Consider the following 11,483-nt stretch of genomic DNA (forward strand, 5'->3'; position numbering starts at 1 on the left):
CAGCCACCCATCTGAAGGGTTGGTTTGAAGGTGAAACCCTGTACAGCCTGTGCGCCCGGCACCATCACATTGCTGGGAACGCCGCCGCGTCTATGACGTCGCGCCAGCTCACCGGCAACCCTCGTGCGGCTGCGCACGACTTCCCATTTCATGCCCATGAAATCGCGGCGCGGCTCGGGCCCGCGTTCGGCACCGCTGAGGAGATCGCCGAGCGTCGCACGATCCTGCCGTTTTACCTTCACCTCCGTTCGGCAGCGGTACGTCGCGACGCACTCGCGACCGTGGGATATGGAGGCTGCGGAGGGCTCAAGGCGCGACTTGGTCTCCTCGCAGGTCGGTTCGGTGCGGCGCACCCGTTGAAGACCTGTCCGCACTGCAACGATGCGCAAAGCTTTGCTCCCGCCAAGGGTATATGGCGTATCGAGCATCAATGGCCAGGTATTTGGACGTGCTTCCGCTGCGGGAAGGCGCTGCACTGGACAACGGAGCGAACGAATGGCGGCAATCGATTCGCATGGCTACTACCTGCGGATTGCCAGTTCCGGCCGGGGGTTTCAGATGCTGCATCGGATTCCGACGTAGCGGTTCTGAGGTCGTTTTCCGCCAGCATCCTCGCGTACGCCAACCGAGGGCTTGATCGGGACATTGATCCTGAACGATTTTCTGATGTTTATCGCGAGCGACTCGCGGCAATGTCCTTGGTCAGTCGATCCGGTCGAATCGATGTTTTGGGCTTCACCTCGCACGTGGTCATGACGACACGCGCGCTTGCCAAAGCTCACGACTTGGCTGCATTGCCGATCACAACGGCGCAGGTCGAAGCTCAGCTGCTCAAGCTGGTTCGGAACACGTTCCGGCCGGTTCATGTGCTTCGCCACCTCGCATTGATTCAAGCGCTTTTCGGCGACTGGGAAGCTTGGTTGAAAGCGCTCGGCAACCCTTCGACGGTAAACACTTCGGAGGAGGGGGATGCCCGCGTGCAAGATGGCCGACCTGATCATCCGGACCCACGACGGCGAGAGCAGTTTCTACGTCTGCTGTCGGAAGGCGGCTCTGTGACGAGCGCTTCCCACGCAACGGGGATTGCGATCGGAACCGGCATTTCCTGGGCCGCCCAAGTAGGTGTTGCGGCGTCGCGGCGGCCGAGCTTGCTGACGCCCGGGCTCAGAGCGGCTGCCATCGAGGTACTTCGTGGCGGAGGGAGCAAGGAAACTGCATCCAAGACGTCCGGGGTGTCGATATCCACCATCAACATGCTGCTGAAATCGGACCCTGGCCTTCGGCGCAACTGGCATTCCTGCAAATTCGAGCAGGCGAGGCTCAGTAACCGGCAAGCCTGGGCGGGGACCGCCGGGCGCATGAGCCGTCCTGACCAGAAGCAACTGCGGAACTTACAGCCTGCTGTGTTCGCGTGGCTTTACCGGAACGACCGCGATTGGCTGGAGGCCTTTAATACAAACCTTGCGTTGGCCCCGAGGCAGGGCCGTAATCGTGTCGATTGGGACTGCCGCGATCACGAACTCGCTCATGCGATTCAGGTCGCGCGGGCCTCGATCGCGATTGAGCGACCGGATCGTGCCGTGCGCATCGCCGACCTTTGCAACAAGGTGCCGGGTTTGAAAGCGAGGCTCAGCCAACTCGATCAGCTTCCCTTGACCCGGAAAGCCATGAGACAGCGGCGTCGAGCGGCTGGACGTCTAAGCGATTGATTCTGAGGGGGCTATGCGGGTCGGTTCCTCAGGTACGCGGCCGTGGCCTGCAGACTGGTTCGCGCGCATCGACTTGGTCCAAGGGTCCCCTTGATCGAAGCACGCCCAGACAGCCGCATGCAGGATGGATGACCGCGCTGTCCAGGGATTGTCCCCGAAACCGTCAAAACGCGTGGCAAATGTTCCGTTCACCGCTTCACCACGGACGGGGAGGTTCTCGGCAATCCACCGAGTGCCGGCCTTGGCACTTAGCAGATCGCTGACAAGCGGCTTCGGTCTGCGGATACTGGTCGAGAAACCAGCCCCTTCCAACGCTATCAGGAGGGCCTTGTTGGCTTCCGCGCTCGATACTGGTTTGTCGGCACTCAACATCGCCATGCTGATGCTGGTGTAACGGTGCATCCATCGGGTATCTGGAACGTCCGCCTCGATATCCGTCACCAGATCGACCTTTTGGCGCGAAACCCATTCGTTCGGCCTTGCATTTAAGGGCAGTCGATCTCGAACCGCGTGGAGGCGACAGCCGTGCCACGGGCAGCGGCTAGTCCCGCGGATGTGGTGACGCCGCCGATACGATGAGACGGTTCCTTGAAGATCATCAAACCTGATGCATTCAACGCAGATCCGAACATCCTCAATAGGCCGATGTAGCCCCAAATGAAAGGATGAACACAGCCAATCGTTGATGGATGCCGTCGGCCGCGACAAATATGCAGGTACGGCCGCCATCAGCGGGAGCATGGTGTGTCGTCGCACGTACTCCTCAACAGGCTTGTCGCCTACGACGGCGAGCAGGTTCGTCGTTGGATACTTGCAGCCTAGTCCCTTCTCGATCCCGAACTGCCTGCGTAACGATCGGATCTGCTGGCTTTGGCTTTCATACCCTTCGATGTGCTGATGCCGAAAGGCATGCGCCTCGGCGAGTTCATCGTCCAGCGGCCGCACGATGATCATCGGCACCTCGTTGACAGGGCGAGGGGCAATCCCGAGCCGCAGTTGCGCTGGATCTGCGGGAAGTGAGTTACTCACGGCTCCTCAGCCGCCGAGGGCGGCCTTTGTTGGGAAGCGTGATCGAGATCGTTCACACCCTGAGATCGTCCCGCGCCTGTTGCGCGCTCTAGGGCCGAGACGACCTCGCGGGCACTCAGGAGCGCATCGGATAGATTGGGGAGACCGGGTGCGGCAGTGTGCAGTTGTTGCACAACTAGACGCAGGCACGCGGTGATCACCGACGGCGGCGCTCCGAGGACCTCGCGCTCGTAACGCGAGAGACACGAACGATCGACATCCAGCTCCCGGGCGAACTCGGCTTGGCTGCGGACACCCCGAGCTTTTCGAATGAGTTCCGCTTGAGAAGCTGGCAACGAGATCATGTGCTTTTATAGCACTATCTGTGCATCAGTTGCACAGTCGACTGACGCGAAATCAGCTTTGCTGGGCGCTACTGCGGGCTGTCGTCAAATGAAAGTTGGCCATCAGAATTCACGAAATTATTACTTTTTGCTGGTGATTTCTTTTGCATCACACAAGCGCGAGAAAGTCACCATGAATCACGGCGCACGGGCAACCAACAAGAGATCAATCCTGTTTGCGCCGCCAAATGACTCGCGATGGGCGAAGTCGGTGCGTTACATCACCAAACGAGTGGCAAACGCATCGTCTTCCAACTCGATATTGACCTCGAATGTGTTTAACTTTGAGTCGTTAGCGGACTAAGCGTGAAAACGCTCATGCAGATCTAAGTTGATGAATTTATTGATCGGGCTGCGCTTCTTCTGACGCGGAGGCACTGAGGAGTGCCCCGGCTTGCCTGATTCGTCGAGCCGAATAAAGCCTGCTCCAGACACATCGCTATCGCTGCGAATCTGGAAGCCGGCAACCATAAAAGAAACAGGAACGCGGGCCCACATGACAGATGCTTTTTTCGAACGGCCGATCCTGAACTCGCCGTATGACTATCCAGGGCGGCACTGGGAGCTCGACTCAAGCGGCCAGCCGACGCAGCAAGTCGTCGACCGTCGCCGGGCAGCCGAATTCATTACGCCGATCCCCGCGCCTCGAAAACAGAAGGGCAAGGCCAAGCAGTCGGATCTGATCTTTGATGAGGGGGAAGGGCTGTCCACCAAGGAACAGCAGTACGCCCATACCGCTGTCATCAACGGTGTTCGCCGCGAGGTCGATCGCTGGCGGCAAATCCCTAACGCTGCCGACTGGCGGGTTACGCCGGAGACCGCCCGCCTGTTGAAGCACTGGCGCCATCACGCGTTCAGCGGCGTGCGGCCGTTCTTCTGCCAGGTAGAAGCCGTCGAGACTGCCATCTGGCTTACCGAAGTTGCGCCTCAAATCGGCAAGGCGGGCGACAAATACATCGAGCATCTAGCCAATGCCAACGCCGCCGCCAATCCAGAATTGTCGCGCCTCGCGCTCAAGCTGGCCACCGGAGCCGGCAAGACCACGGTCATGGCCATGCTCATTGCCTGGCAGGCCATCAATGCTGTCCGGAGACCGACCAGCAAGCGGTTTACACGCGGCTTCCTCATCGTCGCTCCGGGCCTGACGATCAAGGATCGCCTTCGCGTTCTGCAGCCCAGCGATCCCGACAGCTATTTCACGAGCCGCGAGCTGATCCCGGCCGACATGCTGGACGATCTACGCAAGGCCAAGATCGTCATCACCAACTACCACGCCTTCAAGCTCCGCGAGAAGGTTGATCTGTCCAAGGGTGGACGGCGACTCCTGCAAGGCCGGGGTGGCGATGATCTGGAGACCACCGAAACCGAGGGGCAAATGCTCCAGCGCGTGATGCCCGAATTGATGGCGCTCAAGAACGTCATGGCCATCAACGACGAGGCGCACCACTGCTACCGGGAAAAACCCGGCGCCCCAGACGACGAAGACCTCACGGGCGACGACAAGAAGGAGGCGGAGAAGAACGCAGAAGCCGCCCGTCTCTGGATCACCGGCCTTGAGGCGGTCAACCGCAAGCTCGGCGTGGCGCGGGTGATGGATCTGTCCGCGACGCCGTTCTTCCTGAGCGGCTCCGGATACGCCGAGGGCACCTTGTTCCCGTGGACCATGAGCGACTTCTCGCTGATGGATGCCATCGAATGCGGCATCGTCAAGCTGCCGCGTGTGCCGGTGGCAGAGAACATCCCCGGCAATGAAATGCCGATGTTCCGCGAGCTTTGGAAGCACATCGGCAAAAAGATGCCCAAGAAGGGCCGCGGTGCCGGTGGCCCGCTCGATCCGCTCAGCATCCCGGTGGAGCTGCAGACCGCCCTCCAGGCCCTCTACGGCCACTACGAGAAAACCTTCAAGCTCTGGAAGGACGCCGGCATCAAGGTGCCGCCCTGCTTCATCGTGGTCTGCAACAACACCGCCACATCCAAACTCGTCTACGACTACATCTCTGGATTCATCCGCCAGAACGAGGACGGCACTTCCAACGTCGTCAACGGTCGGCTGGAGCTGTTCCGAAACTACGATGACAACGACAACCCGTACGCTCGTCCCAACACGCTCCTGATCGATAGCGAACAGCTCGAATCTGGAGAAGCTCTGGACGACAACTTCCGCGCCATGGCCGGCCCGGAGATCGAGCAGTTTCGCCAAGAGGTTCTCGAACGCGGTGGCGCGATGGCGGAGGAGATCCGCGACGGCAAAGCCTTCGATGATTCGCGCCTGCTGCGCGAGGTCATGAACACCGTCGGCAAGTCCGGGAAACTCGGCGAGTCCATCCGCTGCGTGGTCTCGGTGTCCATGCTCACCGAGGGTTGGGACGCCAACACCGTGACCCATGTGCTCGGCGTGCGTGCTTTCGGCACCCAGTTGCTCTGCGAGCAGGTGATCGGTCGCGCCCTGCGTCGGCAGTCGTACGAGCTGAACGAGGCCGGACTGTTCAACGTCGAGTACGCCGACGTGCTCGGCATCCCCTTCGACTTCACAGCCAAGCCCGTCATCTCGAAGCCGCAAGAGCCGCGCGAGACCATCCAGGTCAAGGCGATCAAGCCCGAGCGCGACCATCTGGAGATCCGCTTCCCTCGCGTCGCCGGCTACCGGGTCGAACTGCCTGCCGAGCGCCTTACCGCGAAGTTCACGCCTGAGCATGTCCTTGAGCTGACACCGGATCTGGTCGGCCCGTCCATCACCCGCAACGCCGGCATCATTGGCGAGGCGGTGGACCTCAGCCTCAAGCACCTCGGCGACCTGCGTCGATCAACGCTCCTATTCAACCTCACGCAGCGCCTGATCTATACGAAGTGGCGCGACCCCGGCGACGAACCCAAGCTGCACCTGTTCGGTCAGCTCAAGCGCATCACGCAGGAGTGGCTCGACACCTGCCTCGTTTGCAAGGGCGACACCTACCCAGCCCTGCTGATGTACCAGGCGCTGGCCGATATCGCCTGCGAGCGCATCACTGCGGCCATCACGCTTGCTGAGCAGGAGAAGTCACGCCCCATCAAGGCCGTGCTGGATCCTTACAACCCGGCCGGCAGCACACGGCATGTGAACTTCGCCACCTCCAAGACGGAGCGCTGGGAGACTCTCGGCCCGCCGCCGAAGTGCCACCTCAACTGGATCATCCTGGATAGCGACTGGGAGGCCGAGTTCTGCCGCGTGGCTGAGGCTCATCCGCGTGTTCGCGCCTACGTGAAGAATCACAACCTCGGGTTCGAAGCCCCTTATCGGTTCGGTTCCGAAACACGACGGTACCGGCCTGACTTCATCGTGCTGGTCGACGACGGCAAGGGCGACGAAGACCTCTTGCACCTTGTCGTCGAGATCAAGGGCTACCGCCGAGAGGACGCCAAGGAGAAGAAGTCCACCATGGACACCTACTGGGTGCCCGGCGTGAACACGCTCGGAGGCCACGGTCGCTGGGCCTTCGCGGAATTCACCGACGTATTCCGGATGCAGGACGACTTCAAGGACAAGGTCGCATCGGAGTTCAACAAGATGATTGAAGCAAAGCTGCACCCGGAGACAACCTGATGTCACGCAACACCTTCAAGACCAATCCGGTTCCTCTCGGGGAGCTTCTGCAGGCCTGCGCCAGCGGTAAGCTGCAACTGCCAGACTTTCAGCGTAGCTGGGTGTGGGGCGAAGACCGCATTCAGAGCCTTATCGCTTCGATTTCGCGCGCGTTCCCCATCGGCGCATTGATGACGCTGATGGCTAAGCCAGATGGCTCGGACCTGTTTGCCCGCCGGCCCATCGAGGGCACGCCGCAAGCCGCAAAGGATCAATCGCCAGATCAACTGCTGCTCGACGGCCAGCAGCGCATGACCTCGCTATATCACGCCTGCCTGAGCCGAGAGGTGGTCAAGACCATCACGCCCAAGAACAAGCTGGTCCACCGATGGTTCTATATCGACATCACGAAAGCTATCGATCCCTCCGCAGATCGTGACGAGGCCATCTTCGGTATGCCCGAGGACCGCCGGCTCAAGGCCTTCGACAGACCTACCATGCTTGATCTGTCTACCCAGGAGGCCGAGTACGCCAATCTAATGTTCCCGCTCAACCGGGTCTTTGACTGGGACTCCTGGCAGGACGGCTTTACGGATTACTGGCTGTCCAACAACGACCCTGACAAGCGTGCGGTCTTTCGGCAGTTCAAGAACGACGTGCTCGAGAACTTTAAGCACTACCAAGTGCCTGTCATTGCTCTGGATCACCAGACCTCACACGAGGCAGTCTGTCTCGTATTCGAGAAGGTCAACACCGGCGGAAAACCGCTGGACGCATTCGAGCTGCTAACAGCGATGTACGCCGCAAAGGGGCACCGTCTGCGCGACGACTGGTTGGGTGCCGGTACCGAACCCGGCATGCACCAGCGCCTGGCCACCTACGGTCGCGCCGCAGGGCAGAAGTTCGGTGCGCTGGAGAAGGTAGCGGCGACGGACGTGCTCCAGAGCATCGCGCTCCTTCACACCAAAAAGGTCCGGCTCGACAAGGTTGCGGCAGGCGTTCCCGAGAACGATCTGCCGGCAGTCCGCGCGACGCGCCAGTCCTTGCTGGACCTACCGCTGGACGCTTATCTGCACTACCGCGATGCGGTGGAAGAAGGATTCAAGCGGGCTGCCAAGTTCCTGCGCCAGCAGCACATCCACAGCGTGGTCGATCTTCCCTACCAGACACAGCTCGTCCCGCTCGCCGCGATCTTCGCGGAACTGGGCAAGGACAGCGATCACGCCGGCAATCTCAAGCAGATCGCGCGCTGGTACTGGTGCGGCATCTTCGGTGAACTCTATGGCTCTGCGGTTGAGAGCCGATTCGCCAAGGACATCCTGGAGGTGTCCGTCTGGCTCAAAGGCGGTGCCGAACCCACGACGGTGAAGGAAGGCCAGCTTCGCGCCGACCGTCTGGACACCATGCGCACCCGCCTCTCCGCGGCCTACAAGGGCATCCATGCCTTGCTCATGCGCGAAGGTGCGCGTGATTTCAGATCCGGCCAGGCCTTCGACCTCACCATCTTTTTCGATGAGGACGTGGATATCCACCACATCTTCCCGAAGGACTGGTGCGAGAAGCGGAAGATCCCGCCGAGCACCTACGACACCGTCATCAACAAGACACCGCTCGCGTACCGCACTAACCGAATCATCGGCGGCGTCTCACCTTCCGAGTACCTGTCCAAGCTGGAGACTGGTAAGAAGGCAGCGAACGGTCAGATCATCGATCCACCCATCGCACCAGACGCGCTCGACGGCTACTTGAAGTCGCATTGTATCGACCCCGTAAAGCTTAGGTCGGATGACTTCGACGCCTTCCTGGCAGCCCGTCGCAAGGCGCTGCTAAAGCTCGTCGCTGATGCAACCGGCCACGCCGTGAACCTTGAACACGCCTCACCCGACGAAGGTGAGGAACTCAGCGACGAGATGGCCCGCGACAGCGACCGCCTGATCGAAGCCGAGACGCTGGCATAACGAAAACAACATGGCCAAAGCCCCGAAAGCCCCGCTCAGCGTCGAAACCCTCAAGCACGAGGACGTTACGCGCAAGAACATTCCCACGGCCGAGCACCAGTCGGTGCTCGATGAAGCCACGCGCAATCCCTTGCGTGTTGCCTACGAACGCCGAAACAAGGACCTAGACCCACAACTGGTTTGGCGAGGCAAGGACCAGCAGGATTGGTCCGACCTCGTTGTGCATGCGCCGCCGCTCTACATCCAGGAGAAGGTGCATCCCAAGGTTTTGATCGACGACCTACGTCGTCAGTCCGAGGCGGGGACGCAGGCGCAGACCGGTGGAACGGCGGACCTGTTTGCTGACTTCAACGGCCTGCCGAATTCTGAGGCGAAGACCGAGTTCTACCAGCACGATGCCCATTGGGCGAACCGCATGATTCTGGGGGACTCACTACAGGTGATGGCGAGTCTGGCCGAACGTGAGGGCCTACGCGGGAAAGTGCAGTGCATCTACTTCGATCCGCCCTACGGCATCAAATTCAACAGCAACTTTCAGTGGAGCACGACCAGCCGAGACGTGAAGGACGGCAACGCTGAGCACATCACCCGTGAGCCAGAGCAGGTCAAAGCCTTCCGTGATACCTGGCGCGACGGCATCCATAGTTACCTCACCTATTTACGTGACCGGCTTACCGTCGCGCGGGATTTGTTGACCGACTCAGGCTCCATCTTTGTGCAAATCGGAGATGAGAATGTGCATCGAGTGCGGGCGTTGATGGACGAGGTCTTCGGGGAAGACAACTTTGTCGCTCAAATCTCGACAAAGACATCGGGTGGGTCGACAGGCGTTTACTTGTCAGGCGTGATGGATCACATCCTCTGGTTCGCAAGGGACATTAATCGAGCGAAGTTCCGTCCCATGTTTGGAACCAAGGGACTGGGCGAAGAGGGTGCAGACAAATACAGTCGCGTTCGCTTGCCTACCCTGGAAACTCGAAGCCTTACCGGAAGCGAGCGCAATTTGGAAATGGCGTTGCCGGACGGCGCGCGCGTGTATCGTCAAGACAACATCACCAGCCAAAGTGTTGGCAGAGACAAAGGTGAAGGCGCAGCATCATGGTTTCCGGTGAAGATCGATGGTCAGGAGATCCGTCCTTCCATCAAAGTCCGCTGGAAAACAAATGAACTTGGAATGCAACGTCTTCTATCAGCTGCCCGTGTTGAGCTCACAGGAAAGAGCCTATCTTACGTTCGCTTCCTAGACGACTTCAGCGCGGCGACGATCAACAACTTGTGGAGTGATATTGGCGGCATCCAAAGCCGTGCGGACCCAAAGGTCTATGTGGTGCAAACTCCAACGACGGTTATTCAGCGGTGCATCCTGATGACCACCGACCCCGGCGACTTGGTGCTCGACCCCACCTGTGGCTCCGGCACTACCGCCTTCGTCGCCGAGCAATGGGGCCGCCGCTGGATCACGCTAGACACTTCACGCGTGGCACTCGCTCTGGCCCGCGCCCGCATCATGGGTGCGCGCTATCCCTACTACCTGCTGGCCGACAGTCGCGAAGGGCAAATCAAGGAAGCCGAAGTCACCCGCAGCGCGCCGAGCAGCCAGCCCACGCGCAGCAACGTCCGGCAGGGCTTCGTCTACGAGCGCGTGCCGCACATCACGCTAAAAAGCATCGCCAACAACGCCGAGATCGACGTGATCTGGGAGAAGTACCAGCAGCGGCTGGAGCCACTGCGCTCGGCCTTGAACGCGGCAGCGGGCAAACAATGGCAGGAGTGGGAAATCCCCCGCGAGCCAGATACAAAGTGGCCCGATGCAGCTAAGAAGGCACACGCCGACTGGTGGCAACAACGCATCGCCCGCCAGAGGGAGATCGACGCCTCCATCGCAGCCAAAGCGGAATCCGAATTCCTCTACGACAAGCCTTACGAGGACAAGAAAAAAGTCCGGGTGGCAGGCCCCTTCACCGTGGAAAGCCTTTCGCCCCATCGCATGCTTGGCGTGGATGAGAATGACGAACTGATTGACGGCGTCGCCGAACCGGACGCGGAGTACGGCAAGAGCCGCGACTTCGTCTCCATCATTATCGATCAGCTTCGCACTGCTGGCGTACAGCAGGCGCACAAGGAGGATCGCATCACCTTCACGTCCCTGGAACCCTGGCCCGGCGATCTGGTGTGTGCCGAGGGCCGCTACCAGGAGAGCGGAACGGAGAAGCGAGCGGCCATCTTCATCGGCCCGGAATTCGGCACCGTGGCGAGGCCAGACCTCGTGGAAGGTGCGCGTGAGGCGGGCGACGCCGGCTTCGATGTGCTGATCGCTTGCGCCTTCAACTACGACGCCCACGCCAGTGAGTTTTCCAGGCTCGGCCGTATCCCGGTGCTCAAGGCGCGCATGAACGCCGACCTGCATATGGCCGAGGACCTCAAGAACACCGGCAAGGGCAACCTGTTCGTGATCTTCGGCGAGCCGGACATCACCATCCTGCCTGCCGATAACGGACAGGTTCGCGTGAAGGTCAACGGTGTGGACGTGTTCCACCCACAGACCGGCGAGGTCCGTAGTGACGGGGCGGACGGCATCGCCTGCTGGTTCATCGACACCGACTACAACGAAGAAAGCTTCTTCGTCCGCCACGCCTACTTCCTCGGCGCCAACGACCCGTACAAGTCCCTCAAGACCACCCTCAAGGCCGAAATCAACGAGGAAGCGTGGGCCACGCTCAACAGCGACACCTCACGCCCGTTCGACAAGCCTTCAAACGGACGTATCGCCGTGAAGGTGATCAATCATCTCGGGGACGAGGTCATGAAGGTGTTCAAGGTCGCGTGAAGATGACCGGCGCTGCGA

The 11,483-nt window shown here is 60.4% G+C and carries 5 protein-coding genes; 4 read left to right on the forward strand and 1 reads right to left on the reverse strand.

The annotated features are described in order from the left end of the window. Positions 1-1,709, forward strand: a 1,709-nt coding sequence (locus tag ACTIGJ_RS16750; RefSeq protein WP_439641464.1) for a TnsD family Tn7-like transposition protein, incomplete at its 5' end; no start/stop codon positions are given. On the opposite strand, the gene ACTIGJ_RS16755 is transcribed toward ACTIGJ_RS16750, so the two are convergent. Continuing rightward, positions 1,698-2,669, reverse strand: a complete 972-nt coding sequence (locus ACTIGJ_RS16755; protein ID WP_439641465.1) for a hypothetical protein — start codon at positions 2,667-2,669, stop codon at positions 1,698-1,700. The genes ACTIGJ_RS16750 and ACTIGJ_RS16755 overlap by 12 nt on opposite strands. Positions 2,670-3,617: 948 nt before the next feature. Here ACTIGJ_RS16755 and ACTIGJ_RS16760 point away from each other — a divergent pair. The 3 genes from ACTIGJ_RS16760 to ACTIGJ_RS16770 are packed head-to-tail and all read left to right on the forward strand — an operon-like array spanning position 3,618 to position 11,465. Next, complete coding sequence (locus ACTIGJ_RS16760; protein WP_439641466.1) at positions 3,618-6,701, forward strand: BPTD_3080 family restriction endonuclease; 3,084 nt, start codon at positions 3,618-3,620, stop codon at positions 6,699-6,701. Next, a complete protein-coding gene (locus ACTIGJ_RS16765; protein ID WP_439641467.1) occupies positions 6,701-8,638 on the forward strand; it encodes a GmrSD restriction endonuclease domain-containing protein in 1,938 nt (645 codons plus the stop codon). The genes ACTIGJ_RS16760 and ACTIGJ_RS16765 overlap by 1 nt, the downstream gene beginning before the upstream one ends. A 10-nt stretch (positions 8,639-8,648) precedes the next feature. Next, the gene (locus ACTIGJ_RS16770; RefSeq protein WP_439641468.1) at positions 8,649-11,465 is read left to right on the forward strand and encodes a site-specific DNA-methyltransferase; all 2,817 of its coding nucleotides are present in this window, start codon (positions 8,649-8,651) and stop codon (positions 11,463-11,465) included. Positions 11,466-11,483 lie beyond the last annotated feature (18 nt).

This window comes from Nevskia sp. (genome assembly GCF_051860985.1).
In the GTDB taxonomy this organism is placed as follows: Bacteria; Pseudomonadota; Gammaproteobacteria; order Nevskiales; family Nevskiaceae; genus Nevskia.